At 36.5% G+C, this 17,345-nt stretch carries 18 protein-coding genes; 5 read left to right on the top strand and 13 right to left on the bottom strand.

Annotation, left to right across the window (positions count from 1 at the left end; all coding sequences use genetic code 11):
* Window positions 1-12: 12 nt before the first annotated feature.
* The 5 genes from tpiA to C0430_RS06710 all read right to left on the bottom strand — a co-directional run bounded on the left by tpiA (window position 13) and on the right by C0430_RS06710 (window position 3,347).
* Window positions 13-765, bottom strand: coding sequence for a triose-phosphate isomerase (tpiA, locus tag C0430_RS06730; RefSeq protein WP_290867101.1), 753 nt, complete (start codon window positions 763-765; stop codon window positions 13-15).
* 30 nt (window positions 766-795) lie between these two features.
* Window positions 796-1,323: a TlpA disulfide reductase family protein gene (locus C0430_RS06725; protein ID WP_290867098.1), complete on the bottom strand. Its 528-nt coding sequence runs from the start codon at window positions 1,321-1,323 to the stop codon at window positions 796-798.
* A gap of 34 nt (window positions 1,324-1,357) precedes the next feature.
* The gene (locus C0430_RS06720; protein WP_290867095.1) at window positions 1,358-1,633 is read right to left on the bottom strand and encodes a hypothetical protein; all 276 of its coding nucleotides are present in this window, start codon (window positions 1,631-1,633) and stop codon (window positions 1,358-1,360) included.
* Window positions 1,634-1,646: 13 nt separating this feature from the next.
* Window positions 1,647-2,747: a BT_3928 family protein gene (locus tag C0430_RS06715; protein WP_290867092.1), complete on the bottom strand. Its 1,101-nt coding sequence runs from the start codon at window positions 2,745-2,747 to the stop codon at window positions 1,647-1,649.
* 63 nt (window positions 2,748-2,810) lie between these two features.
* A complete protein-coding gene (locus C0430_RS06710; RefSeq protein ID WP_290867089.1) occupies window positions 2,811-3,347 on the bottom strand; it encodes a DUF1599 domain-containing protein in 537 nt (178 codons plus the stop codon).
* A 90-nt stretch (window positions 3,348-3,437) separates the two neighbouring features.
* Here C0430_RS06710 and folP point away from each other — a divergent pair, with 90 nt between their 5' ends.
* Window positions 3,438-4,265 carry a dihydropteroate synthase gene (folP, locus tag C0430_RS06705; protein ID WP_290867086.1) on the top strand — a complete coding sequence of 276 codons (828 nt, stop codon included), beginning with the start codon at window positions 3,438-3,440 and terminating at the stop codon, window positions 4,263-4,265.
* On the top strand, window positions 4,265-4,876 hold the full coding sequence (locus C0430_RS06700; RefSeq protein WP_290867083.1) for a hypothetical protein: 612 nt from the start codon (window positions 4,265-4,267) through the stop codon (window positions 4,874-4,876). The genes folP and C0430_RS06700 overlap by 1 nt, the downstream gene beginning before the upstream one ends.
* 59 nt (window positions 4,877-4,935) lie before the next feature.
* On the opposite strand, the gene rlmH is transcribed toward C0430_RS06700, so the two are convergent.
* A complete protein-coding gene (gene rlmH / locus C0430_RS06695) occupies window positions 4,936-5,409 on the bottom strand; it encodes a 23S rRNA (pseudouridine(1915)-N(3))-methyltransferase RlmH (RefSeq protein WP_290867080.1) in 474 nt (157 codons plus the stop codon).
* 273 nt (window positions 5,410-5,682) lie between these two features.
* On the opposite strand from rlmH, the gene C0430_RS06690 reads away from it, so the two are divergent.
* Window positions 5,683-6,918 carry an ammonium transporter gene (locus C0430_RS06690; RefSeq protein ID WP_290867077.1) on the top strand — a complete coding sequence of 412 codons (1,236 nt, stop codon included), beginning with the start codon at window positions 5,683-5,685 and terminating at the stop codon, window positions 6,916-6,918.
* 74 nt (window positions 6,919-6,992) lie between these two features.
* Here C0430_RS06690 and C0430_RS06685 read toward each other — a convergent pair whose 3' ends face one another.
* The 4 genes from C0430_RS06685 to arsC form a co-directional block, all read right to left on the bottom strand.
* Entirely contained in the window at window positions 6,993-7,199 is a 207-nt protein-coding gene (locus tag C0430_RS06685; protein ID WP_290867074.1) for a hypothetical protein, read from the bottom strand.
* Window positions 7,200-7,237: 38 nt separating this feature from the next.
* Window positions 7,238-8,386 (bottom strand): saccharopine dehydrogenase C-terminal domain-containing protein, encoded by a 1,149-nt coding sequence (locus tag C0430_RS06680; protein ID WP_290867071.1) that lies wholly within the window; start codon window positions 8,384-8,386, stop codon window positions 7,238-7,240.
* 175 nt (window positions 8,387-8,561) lie between these two features.
* The gene (locus C0430_RS06675; protein ID WP_290867068.1) at window positions 8,562-11,045 is read right to left on the bottom strand and encodes a TonB-dependent receptor; all 2,484 of its coding nucleotides are present in this window, start codon (window positions 11,043-11,045) and stop codon (window positions 8,562-8,564) included.
* 99 nt (window positions 11,046-11,144) lie between these two features.
* Window positions 11,145-11,486 (bottom strand): arsenate reductase (glutaredoxin), encoded by a 342-nt coding sequence (gene arsC, locus C0430_RS06670; RefSeq protein WP_290867065.1) that lies wholly within the window; start codon window positions 11,484-11,486, stop codon window positions 11,145-11,147.
* 118 nt (window positions 11,487-11,604) lie between these two features.
* On the opposite strand from arsC, the gene C0430_RS06665 reads away from it, so the two are divergent.
* Together C0430_RS06665 and C0430_RS06660 are read left to right on the top strand one after the other, a co-directional pair.
* Complete coding sequence (locus C0430_RS06665; RefSeq protein ID WP_290867062.1) at window positions 11,605-12,516, top strand: CPBP family intramembrane glutamic endopeptidase; 912 nt, start codon at window positions 11,605-11,607, stop codon at window positions 12,514-12,516.
* Window positions 12,517-12,539: 23 nt separating this feature from the next.
* Window positions 12,540-13,598 (top strand): AMP-binding protein, encoded by a 1,059-nt coding sequence (locus C0430_RS06660; RefSeq protein WP_290867059.1) that lies wholly within the window; start codon window positions 12,540-12,542, stop codon window positions 13,596-13,598.
* A 61-nt stretch (window positions 13,599-13,659) separates the two neighbouring features.
* Here the strand turns inward: C0430_RS06660 and C0430_RS06655 are convergent, their stop codons facing one another.
* From C0430_RS06655 to lpxD, 3 genes are all read right to left on the bottom strand, one after another.
* Window positions 13,660-14,427 carry an alpha/beta hydrolase gene (locus tag C0430_RS06655; RefSeq protein ID WP_290867056.1) on the bottom strand — a complete coding sequence of 256 codons (768 nt, stop codon included), beginning with the start codon at window positions 14,425-14,427 and terminating at the stop codon, window positions 13,660-13,662.
* Between the two features lie 2 nt (window positions 14,428-14,429).
* Window positions 14,430-16,055 carry an acyl-CoA carboxylase subunit beta gene (locus C0430_RS06650; protein WP_290867053.1) on the bottom strand — a complete coding sequence of 542 codons (1,626 nt, stop codon included), beginning with the start codon at window positions 16,053-16,055 and terminating at the stop codon, window positions 14,430-14,432.
* A 187-nt stretch (window positions 16,056-16,242) separates the two neighbouring features.
* The gene (gene lpxD / locus C0430_RS06645; RefSeq protein ID WP_290867050.1) at window positions 16,243-17,241 is read right to left on the bottom strand and encodes a UDP-3-O-(3-hydroxymyristoyl)glucosamine N-acyltransferase; all 999 of its coding nucleotides are present in this window, start codon (window positions 17,239-17,241) and stop codon (window positions 16,243-16,245) included.
* Between the last annotated feature and the right edge of the window lie 104 nt (window positions 17,242-17,345).

Raw genomic sequence — 17,345 nt, 5'->3', positions numbered from 1 at the left:
TAAGTTTATTTCTTAAATAGCAGTCACGATTGCCAAAAAATCGTTGGCATTAAGTGCCGCTCCACCGATAAGACCACCGTCAACATCTGGTTTAGAGAAAATTTCTTTGGCATTGTCTGGTTTCACGCTACCACCGTAAAGGATGGAAACATCTTCGGCAACATCGCTACCAAAAGCTTTGCGAACAGTTTCCCTGATGAATTCGTGCATTTCTTGTGCTTGTTCCGGACTGGCAGTTTCACCTGTTCCGATGGCCCAAACAGGCTCGTATGCCAATACAACTTTTTCCCAGTCTTTGCCTTCTAAATGGAATAAACCATCTTTCAACTGGTTTTCAACGATGTTGAAATGATTTTTGGATTGACGGTCTTTCAATTCTTCTCCAAAGCAAAAAATAACAGTCATGTCGTGTTGCAATGCGGTATTCACTTTGCTGGCAATCAAGGCATCCGTTTCGTGAAAAATCGCTCTACGTTCCGAGTGTCCAAGGATTACGGTGTTTATACCAATGCTTTTCAACATATCAGCAGATATTTCACCAGTGTAAGCGCCACTTTCGGCTTGGTGCATGTTTTGTGCTGACACATTGATGGCCGTGGATTTTAATTGGTTAACTGCTGAAGCCAAGTTGACAAATGTTGGTGCCACAATTACTTGTGCATTAGTTTCAGCAGGTATTTTTGCTATTAATTCGTTTAATAAATCTTCAGTTTGTGCTGCGTTTTTGTGCATTTTCCAGTTCCCTGCTACAATCTTCTTTCTCATTTTTGTTGTGTTTTATTATTTTATTTTTTATTATGGTTGCTGTTGTCCTTTAAATTGACAACTAATTTTTAAATCGTTTAATGTGGCATTTATCTTTTCAAAGTCGGTTTCAATGGCTCTGTATAGCACAATTTTTCCTGTTTTGTCCACGATGATGTACCTTGGAATCCAGTCTACATCCAATGCTTTTCCAAAAACGCCTTTCATCTGGTCATTGGCCATAAAATGGTTGCCTTTGATTTCGTGTTTTTCGATTCCGATTTTCCATTTATCGGCTGTTTTGTCCATCGAGATGAACAAGTAGGCAACATCAGGATTATTGGCTTGTAGCTCTTTTACTTTTGGCATTGCTTTTACACAATCTCCACACCAAGATGCCCAGACTTCGATTACCAGGGTTTTGCCTTTGTATTTTTTTAGAATGTCTTTAAAAGCGACTTGGCTTCCATCGGTTGCCAATAATGTTTCTTTCAAGGCTACTTTTGAAAATGTTGTTTTTTGTGCATTTGTACAAGAAGCGATTGCAAAAGTAACGAATAATAGGATTATTTTTTTCATTAAAATATGTTTTTGTAGTGTAAAATTTGTTTTTTTATTCTGATTTGGTATTCTTTAAATTATCATCTAAATAAGTGTGCCTGGTTCTTTTGCTTCGCTTGGTGAAAAACACTTTTTTGATGGTATAAACGACATAAATTCCTGACACGGCCATTAAGGTGCATCCCAAAATGACATGAAATGTAACTCCCAAAGGAACTTCATACCACGTTGAAACTTCATTGAGAATGTAATATCCTATCCCAAAGACAAAACAACTAATTATAATTAGTAGCAACTTTTTTTTCTTTCTTTCTTTTCTACTACTCATAAAAATAGGCGGATTATAAGTTTAAATCATCAATGTCGTTGTAATGCACTTTTTGAGTGACAGTTCCATAGTGCAAAAGAACAAAGCTTGGATTGGCTCTTTCTATTGTTTTTATGGCGATTGCATCACAAAAAAGGATGTCAAAGGTGATTCCATATTTCTTTTTTGCATTGGCAATTACTTCATTTGATGAGCCGGTTACCATTGCTACATAAAAGCCCTTTGCAGTTGCTTTTTTATACAATTCATCCAGTTTTTGCATCGCAGCTGGATTTGCTTTTTCCAAATCATAAGCCGTAATCAGCAGTGTTTTTTCTTTGGACAATATTAATTGGGTGTTGTCTTGACCATCCAATTCGAGTTTGAAATCGTGAATGGGGGGAAGGTAACCTTGCACGATAACCTTGTCTTTTCGGTCAACAAATGTGGCTCCTTCAGGAAGTGACATCAAATCTTTTTCGGTAAATTCCTTGTCAATGCCGTTAACTTTATAGATAAAAACCATTTCAACAACGCTTTTTGGTGCATTGTCTGGAATTTCCATCGTCTTTTTTATGTTTGTTCCCACTTTATAAGGTCTAAAGTCTTTCAACGGCAAATGATTGATAACCCAATATCCCATAAAACCACACAAGACAAAACTGGCAAACGCCAAAATATTTTGAATTTTATTCGAAAACAAAGGCTTGATTAATTTTTGATTGTAAATTAAAATCAAGATAAAAAACAACAGGATAATGTCTTTCGAAAAAGATTGCCAAGGTGTCAAATGTAAGGCATCGCCAAAGCATCCACAGTCTTTTACCACGTCAAAATAAGCCGAGTAAAAAGTCAGAAACGTGAAGAGGATGACCAAAAGCAATAAACTCCAAATCGTTAATTTTGATTTGTAACCGATGAGCAACATAACGCCCAAAACCACTTCAAGTATGACCAAAAACAGGGCTATTGCCAATGTGTAAGGTACAAAAAAAGGCATGTTGAAAACTGCTTCACTGAAATATTCGTCCAGTTTATACGAAAAACCGATGGGATCATTCAGTTTAATCAAACCCGAAATAATGAATAAAATTCCGACGAAAAGTCGGGAGAATTGCGTGATAATTTTTTTCATGATGTTATGGCGTTTTAAAAAATAACGGTTGTCAAAGTTTAAACTATGATTAAGGTTTTTAATTTATTTCTTCATTAATATTAAAGCAAAAACCGCGTAATTAATCATGTCCTGATAATTGGCATCGATGCCTTCAGAAACCAAGGTTTTTCCTTTATTGTCTTCAATTTGTTTCACGCGAAGCAGTTTTTGCAAGATCAAATCCGTCAAGGAACTCACTCGCATTTCGCGCCAAGCTTCCCCGTAATCGTGGTTTTTGGCTTCCATCAAATCTTTGGTAATTTTAACTTTTTCATCATATAAAATGGTTGCTTCTTCCACATTTAAATCGGGTTGGTCGACAATGCCCAGTTCCAATTGAATCAACGCCATAATCGAATAATTGATGATTCCAATGAATTCGCCGGTTTCGTCTTCGTCCACTTTTCGAACCTCGTTTTCCTGCAAACTTCTTATTCTTTGGGCTTTGATGAAAATCTGGTCTGTCAAGGATGGCAATCTCAAAATGCGCCAAGCACTGCCATAATCTTTCATTTTATTGATAAAAAGCGAGCGGCAAATTGCAATTACGGTATCGTATTCTTGTGAAGTATTATTCATTTAATGCTGTATATTTGTCTAAAATTTCTTCAAAAATAAGGAATATTTATTGGATGGAAGAATGATGATTAATGATTTTTATTTTAGAAAATGACAATAAACTGCAAAGGACAACTTATCGATTTGACAACTCCCAAAGTTATGGGGATTTTGAACGTCACGCCCAACTCTTTTTTTGATGGAGGAAAGTATAAAAACGACAGTGAAATACTTTCTCGGGTCGAAAAAATGTTGAATGATGGTGCGACTTTTATTGATATTGGCGCCTATTCCAGTAAGCCAAGTGCCGAGTTTGTTTCGGAAGTAGAAGAGCTGCAAAGAATAGTTCCAATTATCCAATTAATCTTGGAACATTTTCCGGAAACCCTAATTTCCATCGACACTTTTAGAAGCGAAGTTGCCAAAGCCTGCATCGAAAATGGAGCGGATATCATCAACGACATTTCAGCGGGAATTCTCGATGATAAAATGCTGGAAACCATTGCAAAATATAATGTTCCTTATATTATGATGCACATGCGAGGAACGCCCCAAACGATGCAAACGATGACCAATTACGACAATATCGTCAAGGAAATCCTGTTCTATTTTTCGGAAAGAATTGCCCTAGCCAGAAGTTTGGGTATCAATGATTTGATTGTTGATCCGGGATTCGGTTTTGCCAAAACATTGGAACAAAATTATGAAGTTTTGCAAAAAATGGAATTGTTCGAAATGCTGGAATTGCCATTGTTGGCTGGTGTTTCGAGAAAATCAATGATTTATAAAACCTTAAATTCTTCTGCCGATGAAGCCCTGAACGGAACCACGGTTTTGAACACGATTGCCTTGACCAAAGGAGCCAAAATTCTTCGGGTTCACGATGTCAAAGAGGCGATGGAATGTGTTACTTTATTCAATAAAATCAATGCCAAATAATGAAATATTGTTCTTTAATTTTAGTTTTTCTTTTGCTTTCCTGCGGAAACAAAGAAGATATTTTGTTGCCAAAATCCAATGTCACCATCGTTTCGAATGTAGTGGACCATTCGCCAATTTATATTTTTTTTAGAACCAATGGAAAAGATACATTGGCGGAAGTGAACCGAAAAAATTCAATCATCACTACCAATTGGATTCTTAATATTGACAAACGATTGCCCTTGCGATTGGTCATTCCCGAAGTGATGAAATTGCAGGAAAAAAAGCGAAGCGAAGTCGCCCATAAAAATGAGTTGGCTGAAAATTATTATTCGTATGCGGATTCTATTGGCAAGAATATGGCGTTTCTGCCCTTCACGAAAGTATATTATAGAATGGACAAACCAAGGTCCAGTTTTATTGTGTTTTTTTCAAAAAAAAATAAAATTTATGTAGATGGTTTCCCAGGAAGTCGCAAAGAATTAAAACATTTTTTAACTAGTTTTAAAGATAAGTATAAAATAATTAGATTCGGTTTTGATGAAAACATGAGTTATGGAACTTATATCCAAAATGAAATTTTCATCCAAAGTTTAAAAATAGAAAATAAGGAAGAGTTTGTTTATTAGAAATAAGATTGCTTCATTTCTCACAATGACTGCAAACTGCTACTGAACACTAACCACTTTTACTGATGATGATACGGTTCATTTCTTAAAATCGTGAATCCGCGGTACAATTGTTCAATAAAAAACAAACGCACCATTTGGTGGGAAAAAGTCATTAGCGAAAGCGATATTTTGCCTTGTGCTTTGGTGTAAACCGTTTCCGAAAAACCATAAGGACCACCAATAACAAAAACTAAAGTTTTTACTCCCGAGTTCATTTTCTTCTGCAATTCCTCCGAAAAACCCACACTCGAGAAGGTTTTTCCGTTTTCGTCCAATAAAATGAGTTGGTCGGTAGGCGATATTTTCGCCAAAATCAGTTCGCCTTCCTTTTCTTTTTGCTGACTTTCCGACAAGTTTTTTACATTCTTGATATCGGGAATAATTTCCAAATCGAACTTGATGTAAAAGGACAAGCGTTTTTGATATTCGTCAATCAGCGATTGCAGATTTTTATTGTCGGTTTTGCCGATGGCGATGAGTTTGATGTTCATTTTGATACTTTTCTGAATGACAAAGGTAGAAAATTGAGAATTAAATAATAATGTATCCACATTTTAAATCAATTTTATGACTTTGATGATAAATTCGAAATTGAGTATTAATTTTTAGTTTATACCCCTAATTTTTAAGGGGTCTTTTGTTTTAATTGATTCGTTTAATGAGTTATACTACCTTTTAATGATTAAACGTAACAATATTTATAAAATTTGTAAAATATATATTGCCCCATTTGTTTAGTTTTGTACAAAATTAAAAATACGATTATGTTAGATGTAGGTTTGACCACTTTTATGATTCTCGCCACTAGTTTAGTGATGTTGATGACTCCTGGACTCGCTTTTTTTTATGGAGGATTGGGATGCAACAAAAATATTTTGAGCATTATGATGCAAAGTTTTGTTTCTATGGGAATAGGAACGGTACTTTGGTTTGCTTTTGGTTATTCGGTTTGTTTCAGTGGCAACTTGAGTTCAGGTACTGACTTTTTTGGAATAATTGGGAATTTTGATAAAGCATTTTACCATGGAATTAAGCCTTCCACACTTTATTCGCCTGATAAACGCTTTCCGGAATACATTTTTATTGCTTACCAAATGATGTTTGCCATAATCACTCCGGCATTGATTACCGGCGCATTTATCAATCGTGTGAGTTTTAAATCTTACGTTTTGTTTCTTATTTTTTGGCAAATATTTGTTTACTATCCTTTCGTTCACATGGTTTGGGGTGGGGGATTGCTTGCTCAATGGGGCGTTTTTGACTTTGCTGGAGGAATCACCGTGCATGCGACGGCAGGTTTTGCAGCATTGGCATCCGTCTATTTTGTGGGAAGACGACAAAATACACATGAACCCAACAATATTCCATTGGTCGCCATTGGAACGGCCTTGCTTTGGTTTGGCTGGTACGGATTTAATGCCGGAAGTGAATTGGCGGTAAATTCCATTACGGTTTCTTCTTTTTTGAATACGGATACAGCAGCTTCATTTGCGGCGGTTACTTGGCTATTTATTGAGTGGAATACGGGCAATAAAAAGCCAACATTCATTGGATTAATGACGGGAGCTGTTGCAGGTTTGGCCACAATTACTCCTGCTGCGGGATATGTTGATATTTATTCGGCAGCCATTATCGGTATTATTGCTGCCTGCGGATGTTTTGCCGCCGTAAAATACAAGGAAAAGAAAGGTTGGGATGATGCGCTTGACGTGTGGGGAGTGCATGGAATGGGAGGTATAATTGGTACCATTTGTTTGGGTTTCTTTGCCAATAGCACGATTAATTCAGCCATTCCAAACGGATTATTCTTTGGAGGTGACGGCATGTTGTTGTTTAAAGAATGTGTCGCAATCTTGTTTGCCACCAGTTATGCCTTCTTTTTCACGGTGCTGTTGTTCAAAATTATCAATAAATTTATTCCTGTTCGCGTGACCGATGTGGAACAAGAACTTGGATTGGATATTGTTCATCACGGAGAAGTGGCAAGACAACAACGATAAAAAATATTCTATTTAATCAAAAAGGGCTTCATTCGCTATCGAATGAAGTCCTTTTTGCTTAAGGTTTGTCAGGATTAACTATTCAAAAAGGAATCTTTATTGTCGGTTTTTTTGAATAATTTGACCAGCAACAGAATTCCTGCCACTGCTTCGAAAGTCATTCCAATAATTAGGAAGAAACTGGACCAATCTTTGCTTTCGTGCGTGATTTTGAAAAGTGCGCCAATAATCGTGAACACGGCGCCAATGAGGAACAAAACCAGGATTTGTGAGTTTTTCATGAGATTGGCATTTTAGATTTACAAATATAAAAAACTACTTACACGCTTTTTGTTTTGTTCGTGTTTTTTACATAATTTATATTTCTGTCTTTCAAATAATTCAAAATATATTTGAAGCAAATTTCATGTTTTCCGATTAATTCTGGTGGAAAAACTCCTTTTTCGGTAAATAATCCTTCCAGAAATAGATTGGCTACCGCCGTTGCAGTGTATCCCGTGGTTCTTGCCATTGAAGAGGTTTGAGTTTCGGGACAATACTCGTCGTATAAATTATAGACAATTTCTTCGATTTCGCCATTTTCATTTTCTCCTTTAAGCGTGACACGCATCACGGTTAATTCTTCTTCGGTTTCGCCTAGTTTCCATTCGTCAAAAAGGATTTTGCTGGTAAAATCAAGTGGTGAAATTTCAATTCCATTCAACATTATTTTCTTTTCGCTAAAGAATCCGCTGTCTTTCAAAACTTTTACATATTCGACGTGACCGGGATAGCGAAGTGTTTTTTCTTTCATGTTTTGGATGTGGGGCATCGTGAATAGGATTGACCGTAATCCATCAGAATTGAAAGATTCCAAGGTTCCCACTTTGTCAAATTCCACCAATTCGCAATCGGTCAATGCTTCCCGGATCACGATATTTCCGTTTTCGACAAAACGCGCAGGTCGCGTATATTCTTCGATTACGTCTATTGGTGAAAAAGGGGCTTTGTAATTGAAAGGCCATTTTTTGACTTTTGGCAAACCGCCTACCAAGGTTTCAAAATCCGTCAATTTCAGTTTTTCATTGTGATAGCCCAAGATAATATTGTGCATTCCGGGAGCAACGCCACAATCGACTATTGCCGTTACTCCTTTTGCTTTTGCAAGAGCGTCCAATTCTAGTGCGTTTTCAGGAAAAAAGGAAATGTCAACCACGTTTTTACCGGTTTCAATTACGGTTTTTATCGTTTCGAAACCAAGAAAACCGGGAACTGCGCAAACCACGAAATCAAAAGTTGCAAGAACGGATTGAAGTTTTGTTTTGTTGCAAACGTTCAATTGTAAAACAGCAATTGATTGGTGTTTTTCTTTAATGTGTTCCAATCGCTGGATATTCAAATCTGCTATGGTTACGGCATATTTTTTTGATAAATCTGCAGCCATCGCACTGCCTACCATTCCTGCTCCTAAAACGATTATGTTGGTCATGATTATAATTTTGAAGGGTTTACAATGTAAATTTAAAGCTAATATAGTGTTTCAGGTTGATCCAATATTAATTTACTCGATGATATTTTAAACAAAAAGACCCATGAAATTAAAGTTTCACGGGTCTTTTTTGGAAAGAAATGGGGTTTAAATTCAACGCTGTTGAATTGTATGGTTATCCTGGGAATTCTCCTCCGTTGTCTTCATTTCTAGGTTGTGGATTCTTTTCTTTTTCTCCTTTTGGTTTGTTAAAACGGTAGGTGAAAGATAAATTGAATTGACGTTTACGGAACTGCATTTCGCCATACGATGTCAGGTTTTCAAGATACGTGTAAGATTTCATGATTCTCGTGTTGAAAATATCGCTGACATTGAACGCTATTGTCGCTTTGTCTTTTAGCACATCTTTACTGAAAGCGGTGTTCATACCAAATTGCCCCAAGTATTTGCCTTGTGCAGTTTTTTGTCCTCCATTGTAGGTGGCGTTCAGCTGCCAGTCGATTTTGTATGGCAAAGTAAGTTTTGAACTAATTCTTGTAAACCAAGAATTGGCTTGATTATCCAGATTTTGCACTATAAGATTACCTTTTGTATCCGTATAACTGTTTTCCCCGGTTGTTTTTACATTGTAAAAATTGAAATTACTGTTTAATCTCCAAGTTTTAAATGGGTTATAATTCAACGTGAACTCAAAACCGAATTTTTGTTCTTTTCCCAAGTTGATAGGGGAACTTTTAATAACCGGAATGCCTTCAATTACTTCGCCAGGGGCAGGAGTAACCACTTCACCATCAGGAGTGACAATGTCTCCGGTAGGAGATCGCACAAAACTGAAAACATTTTTGGTATTTTCAAAATATGCCGAGGTGTTGAATGTTATTTTGTCCCAACGCTTGATGTATCCAAAATCAAATTTATCTGTTAAAGAGGGATCCAAGTCAGGATTTCCTTGAAATATATTAACATTACTGGCATAATTTACCGCAGGGTTCATAAAACGACCTCTTGGTCTTGATAAACGTTTGCTGTAGCTGGTGGTAATATTGCTTTGATTTGAAATTTCATAACTAACAAAAGCACTTGGAAAAAAGTTGTTGTACTTTTTGGTATTGAATTCATTGGTCTCCAATAAATTTACTTCGATATTGGTGTCTTCCCAACGTAACCCGAATAAATAAGAGAATTTATTTACTTTAAAGCCGTATGAAGTATAAAGTGCGTTGATGTTTTCTTTGTATTCTAAAGTATTTGATAAATTATTAATTTTTGTGTCTAGTTCGTCAAGAACATAATATTGATTGTTTAAGTTACCAAAATTCCCTTTGTATCCTGCTTCAAACTGGCTTCCTTTTCCTATTGGGAGTACATAATCAGCTTGAAATTGTGCTTGCTTTTGAACTTGATTATTTAACGTGTTATTAAAAATGTTAGAATCAGTAATAATACTTTGGTTGTCATCCGTGTTTCTTGATATAGAACCATCAACGGTAAGTTTATGGCCTTTGTCATTGAAGTTTTTGATTAAGTTTGACGTATATTCAACATTTTGGCCACCAGATTCTCCAGTCCCTAAACGATAAGTTGACCCCGTGAAATTATGGGCAGCATCAAAATTATCATAATTGATTAAATCATTGTTTTCACCATTATCTTTTTGGTAATTAATGGCATTTGTCCAAAAAGTATTTGGTGCTACTGTCCATTCAAAACCCGCTCTTGCATTAAAACCATCTCTGGTTCTCTCGGTGTTGCGGTCTTCGTCTAAAAATTTTTTGGTAGAACCGTCTTCATTGAAATATTCAGAATTGGTTTTACCGCCACCTTCATTTGTTCTGTGGTTGTAGCCCACGTTTGTAAAGTAGTTTAGTTTTTCTGTTTTATAATTCAAGTTTGCACTTATGCCATAAGTTTCGGGAATACCTCCTGAAGCGATAAAAGTTCCGTTAAAACCTTGATTTTTACCTTTTTTGAGAATGATGTTGATTAATCCCGAACCACCTTCTGCGTCATATCGTGCAGATGGATTAGTGATAACTTCCACTTTGTCAATGGCATCAGCGGGAAGTTGTCTTAAAGCTTCGGCTATATTTACGGCATAGGATGGTCTTCCGTCAATTAAAATTCGGATATTATCACTGCCTCTTAAGCTTACATTTCCTTCGGTATCTACAGAAACTGAAGGAACATTGTCGAGCACATCGCTTACAGTTCCACCTTTTACCATCATGTCTTGGCCAACACTGTATACTTTTTTGTCCAGTTTGATTTCTACTGAAGATTTTTCGGCACGAACCACGACTTCGTTCAATTGCGTGGCGTCTTCCTCTAGAGTGATTAGTCCCAAATTAGTGCTTTCGGTAAATTCTCGTTCTTTGATTAAGATAGGTTTAAAAGAGATAAATTCTATTTTTACATCATAAGTTCCAGGGAAAATTTCAATATCAAATTCTCCTTTTGGATTTGTAATTCCTCCTGCAATCGCTTTTGGTGATTTTGGATTCATAAATGTGATGGTGGCATATTCAAGTGTTTGTTTGCTCACTTTTTCGATAACCTTACCCGTGATTTTTATTTTAAAAACTTGTGGTTTTCCTTGGGCAAAGCTTAAAAAAGATGTGATAAGGAATAGGAAAGCCAGTACAAATTGTAATTTTTTCATTGTAAAGATGTAAATGATTTTAAATAATAAGATTGCAAAAGTAGACTTTGGTTTAAGGTTAAAATCATAAAGGTTTGTTAAAATACAAATAGAATCCTATTAAAGAATAGCTGTTACTTTTTCTAAAGGTCTTGCAATAATTGCCTTGTCCCCGTTGATGACAATGGGTCTTTCGATAAGAATTGGGTTCGAAATCAGGGTGTTAATAATTTCATCGTCGGACATGGATTTGTTTTTGAAATTTTCTATCCAAATTTTCTCTTTTTGACGTACCAATTCAATGGGTTTTATTCCCAATTTTTTGATTATTTCCTTCAATTCATCAAAAGTGGGAATGTCCTCAAGATATTTGATGATTTCGTGTTCTTGTCCTGATTTTTCAAGGAATGCAAGACATTCTCTAGATTTTCCGCAACGTGAATTATGATAAATTTGTATCATTTATGTAAGGGTTTAATTTTTTGCAAAGTAAGAGATAAAAACGGAAAATTATGTTAAATTCGGGCTTGCAAACATAAGTAAAACCTATTTTTATTTTAAACCAATCAAAATTTATCAAATGTTTATAAATCAAGCGTATAAAGGCGATAATACTTGGTGGCGAGTTGTTATTACCACATTGTTGACCGCAGGAATATTTGTTGCAAACTTCATTGCGTATTTTTTGATGTCCAAAGAAGAAATGGATGAAGTATATAAATCAATGAGCGAAATTCCGAATAATTTGTCGCTTTTTATTAATCTGTCACCATTCATTCTCTTGTTGGGAATGTTGTTTTTGTTGGTTCGGGTGTTGCACAAACGAAGTATTCTTTCGCTAACCACCTCCAGAAATGAAGTGGATTATAAAAAAATACTGTTCTCTTTTGGATTAATCGTTTTGATGACCATTGCTGCTTTTGCCATTTCTTATTCGATGGACAGTTCCTCTATTTTATGGAATTTTAATCCGATGAAATTTGCTGTTTTGTTCCTCATCAGCATCTTGTTGTTCCCGTTTCAAATAGGTTTCGAAGAATATTTGTTCAGGGGATATTTAATGCAACAAATTGGAATTATAGCCCAGAATAGATGGTTTCCTTTGCTGATTACTTCTGTCATGTTTGGGTTATTTCACAGCGCCAATCCAGAAGTGGCCAATATGGGTTATGGTGTCATGGTGTTTTATATTGGAACCGGTTTTTTTCTTGGAATAATAACACTAATGGACGAAAGTCTGGAATTGGCTTTGGGATTTCATTTGGGAAATAATCTGATGGCTGCCTTGTTGATCACTTCTGATTTTTCGGCTTTGCACACGGATGCCGTTTTTAGATATTCTGGAGTAGAAAACCCTGTTGACATGTTAAATGAAATGATAGTTTCGATTGTAATTGTCTATCCGATTATCTTATTTATATTTGCTAAAAAATACAACTGGAATCATTGGACAGCAAAACTTACTGGCAAAATCCAAATTGAAAATCTATAAATAATTCAAAAACAACATATTAAATGAGCAAAATCACATACAAAAACATACATAATCGTTTTAAATTGAACGGCTATCATATAAACCTTGAAGAAATGTTTTACGTTGCCTACTGTTTTATAAAAGAAGGAGAACCTTTTGAGCAGCACGTGGGGAACTTTTTATTGGATTGGTTTGACGAAAAGTCTTATATTGAGTTGAATACTTCAGGAACTACGGGAACTCCAAAAGTCATCAGAATTGAAAAACAAGCGATGTTGGATTCGGCTTTGGCAACAGGAGATTTCTTTGGTTTGAAACCGGGCGATACCATGTTGCACTGTTTGCCAACCAATTACGTGGCAGGAAAAATGATGTTTGTTCGCTCTTTTATTTTAGGATTGGACATGAAATTCGTGGAGCCCAATTCAGACCCGTTAAAAAACATTGACGAGGAATTTGATTTTTGTGCAATGGTTCCGCTGCAAGCAAAAAATTCTTTGGAAAAACTGAAAGCCAAAAAGATAAAAAAATTAATTATTGGCGGTGTAAAAGTGCATAAAGCATTAGAGCAAGAATTGGTAAAATTGCCAATGGACATTTATGAAACTTACGGTATGACAGAAACTATCACTCACATTGCCGCCAAAAAAATAGGTGAAAAAGCGTTTACTGTTTTGCCAAACGTAAAAGTCTCGAAAGATGACAGACAATGTCTGGTTATTGATGCCAAAAACATAAGCAAGGATAAAATCGTTACCAATGACATCGTTAATTTAATTTCTGACACCCAATTCAGTTGGGAAGGAAGATACGACAACATCATCAACAGCGGTGGCGTGAAATTGATGCCGGAACGCATCGAGGACAAACTTTCTACCTTGATTCCAAGACGTTATTTTGTTTCCGGCCAGCCCGACGAAACTCTTGGACAAAAAGCGGTGCTTTACGTGGAAGGCGAACCTATGGTAATTGAAGATTCCGTTTTTGCTGTTTTGGACAAATTCGAAAAGCCTAAAGAAGTAGTGTTTATTCCAAAGTTCAACGAAACTGCCACCGGAAAAATCATGAGAACTGAAAGTATGCAGTCTGTAAGACAATAGATTATTTCAAATTGCAACAATAAAAAAAGGGAGATTTTTAAATTCTCCCTTTTTTTTAAAATTATTCGGTTAAAAACTTTAGAACTATTGGGTTAAAAAGACTTGCGTTTTCTATCAATGCAGAATGTGAACTATTGGGCAAAATTGCTAATTGTGCATTGGGTATGGATTCAAATATTTTTAATGTGTGGTCGTTTTTAATTTCGTCGTGATCGCCGGCAATAATTAAACTTTTGGATTGTATGACATTCAAATTAGCGAAACTTAAATTGGGATATTTAATGTCTAAATTGATTAAATCTATGGCCAAATCATTTTCGTGATTTGAATTTTTACTTTCTAAATCTAGAACTGTTTTCTTCATGTCATCCAGATGAATAACTCCTTCCGGAAATATATTGGCTCCTGATGTCACTAATTTATTCACTTTTTCGGGATGTTTTAGGGCAAGTAATAAGCCTATTATTCCACCATCGCTCCAACCCACAATATTTGTTTTTTTGATGTTTAATTTTTCAAGAAACAAACTAAAGTCTTCAACCTGGAGATCAAAAGTCAATTCAACACCTTTTTTATAACTCGAATTTCCTCTTCCCCTACAATCAACCAATAGAACTTTAAAATGCTTCGAGAATTCTTCTACTTGATTTTCAAAACATATAAAAGAGCCTCCATTGCCATGAATCATCAACAATGGTTCACCTTCGCCATACACTTCATAATATAGTTTTACGCCATTGACATCAACATATTTTCCGTTTTCATGAAGTTTCTGTGCATTTATATTTATTGAAATCAAAACGATTACCAACAAGAATATTTTTTTCATATTTAAACCTGAATTACTCCTAAATTAAATTTTTTCTCGATAGGCGAGTGGTTCGCCGCTTCAATTCCCATCGAAATCCATTTTCTGGTGTCCAAGGGATCAATGATGGCATCTGTCCAAAGTCGTGATGCCGAATAATAAGGGGAAACTTGTTCGTCGTATCGCGCCTTTATTTTTTCTAAAAGTTCTTTTTCCTTGGCCTCGTCCACGATTTCTCCTTTTGCTTTCAGCGAAGAAGCTTCAATTTGTGCCAATACTTTTGCGGCTTGAGTTCCGCCCATAACGGCGAGTTCTGCACTTGGCCACGCCACGATTAGTCTTGGGTCATAAGCTTTTCCGCACATGGCATAATTTCCTGCACCATACGAATTTCCCACGATTACGGTAAATTTTGGTACCACCGAATTAGAAACGGCATTCACCATTTTGGCACCGTCTTTTATGATTCCGCCAAATTCTGATTTGGAACCCACCATAAATCCCGTCACATCTTGAATAAAAACCAATGGAATTTTTTTCTGGTTGCAATTGGCAATAAATCGGGTGGCTTTGTCTGCAGAATCCGAATAAATCACGCCGCCAAATTGCATTTCACCCGTCTTTGTTTTGACCACTTTTCTTTGATTGGCAACAATTCCCACAGCCCAACCATCAATTCTGGCATAACCGGTAATTATGGTTTTTCCGTAGCCTTCTTTGTAGGCTTCAAACTCGGAATCATCCACTAATCGGCTGATGATTTCCATCATATCGTATTGCTCATTGCGGGCTTTTGGCAAAATGCCGTAAATGTCATTTTCGTTCAAAGCTGGTTTTAGAGCTTTAATTCGGCTGAATCCGGCTTTGTCATAATCACCAATTTTGTCAACAATATTTTTTATTTTGTCCAAAGCGTCTTTGTCGTCCTTGGCTTTATAATCTGTAACTCCCGAAATTTCGCAATGAGTCGTGGCTCCGCCAAGGGTTTCATTGTCAATGCTTTCGCCAATGGCCGCTTTGACCAAATAACTTCCTGCCAAGAAAATACTTCCCGTTTTGTCCACAATCAAAGCCTCGTCACTCATTATTGGAAGATAAGCGCCACCGGCAACGCAACTTCCCATAACGGCCGAAATTTGGGTAATTCCCATACTGCTCATTATGGCATTATTTCTGAATATGCGTCCAAAGTGTTCCTTGTCAGGGAAAATTTCGTCTTGCAAAGGCAAAAATACGCCAGCTGAATCGACTAAATAAATAATTGGAATTCTATTTTCTATGGCAATTTCTTGCGCTCTGAGATTTTTCTTTGCCGTAATTGGGAACCAGGCTCCCGCTTTTACGGTCGCATCATTGGCAACGACAATGCATTGTTTTCCTCTAATGTATCCCATTTTTACGACAACACCGCCCGAAGGGCATCCGCCATATTCTTGATACATTCCTTCGCCAACGAAAGCTCCAATTTCAATACATTTTCCTTTGTCAAGTAAATATTCAATGCGTTCTCGCGCCGTCATTTTTCCTTCGGAATGTAATTTTTGGATGCGTTTTTCTCCTCCGCCCATTTTTATTTTGGCAAATCTGTGACGCAAATCGGAAAGAAGGAGTTTATTGTGGTCTTCGTTTTTATTGAAGTTCAAGTCCATAGTGAAATTGTGTTTGTATAAAAAAAGAGATGGCTAATTTACGAAAATTCATTGGAACAAATTTTAGTATTGAATGCAAAAAAAGCTTGCATTAGTATAAACTTTTGAAAATAATTTACCGCAAATTCGCAGCCTAAAAACATAATTTTAAAATCTGCGAATTTGCGGTAGTTTTTATTTTAAACGTCTATTTTTTTGACTCGTTGACCAATCGTTTTAAAATAGCCCATTGTCTTAGTGTGTCGCGGGCATCTATGGCAGGATAGCCCAACAAGGTTGCGCCGGCAGGAACGTCCTTGGTCACGCCGGAACCTCCGCCAATAGTTGATCCATTACCAATGGTCACGTGGTCTGTGATGGAAGCGCTTCCGCCAATGATGACGCCGTTTCCTAAAGTTACAGAACCGGCTAAACCGCTTTGTCCTGCCATAATGCAGAATTTCCCCAGTTTACTATTATGACCAATTTGGATTAAATTATCAATTTTGCAACCATCGTCTATGATCGTGGAACTGAATTTTCCTCTGTCAACACATGAATTTGCGCCAATTTCGACACAGTTGCCCAGAATCACGTTCCCAATTTGCGGAATTTTGGCTAAACCTTTTTCCGGACAAGGACGAAATCCAAAACCATCTGCGCCAATCGTTGCATTGGGATGAATGATGCAGTCATTGCCAATATGACAACGTTCCCGAACCACCGCTCCCGACCATATTATCGTGTTTTTTCCAATAGTACATTCGTCTAGGATGGTAACATTGGGATAAATGGTGACGTTTTCGCCAATTTTCACTTTTGCACCAATATAACTTCCAGCTCCAATTCGGGTTCCGTTTCCTATAACGGCCGTTTTTTCGATAATTGCTTTTGGGTGAATATCAATGCTAAATAATGGAGTGGGCGGCGCGAAAAGTTCCAAGACTTGGGACATGGCCAAATCAGCATTTTGCACTTTGATGAAAACCCTGTTTTTACCGGGTTGGATGGAAATGTCCTCGTTGACTATGGCAGCACAAGCTTTGGAAGTTTCCCAAAACTTTTCGTATTTTTTGTTTCCAATGAATGAAATTTCAGAAGATCCGGCAAGTTCTAATTGCTCTGGAGCCGTGATTATTATGGAAGTTTCACCAACAATAGTGCCTTTTATAACTTCGTTAATTTCTTGGATGGAATAGGATTTCATTATTCTTGAATTGTATTAAATTTGGGATTTATTAATCAAATAAAACAAATTTGTTTTAAAATTCCTAATCGATTAAGGAGATGGTGGTTTTTAATATTTTGTGT

The organism is Flavobacterium sp. (assembly GCF_013823965.1).
Taxonomy (GTDB): Bacteria; Bacteroidota; Bacteroidia; order Flavobacteriales; family Flavobacteriaceae; genus Flavobacterium.
The sequence above is the reverse complement of the archived record's forward strand: the minus strand, read 5'-3'. Positions and strand labels throughout refer to the sequence as shown.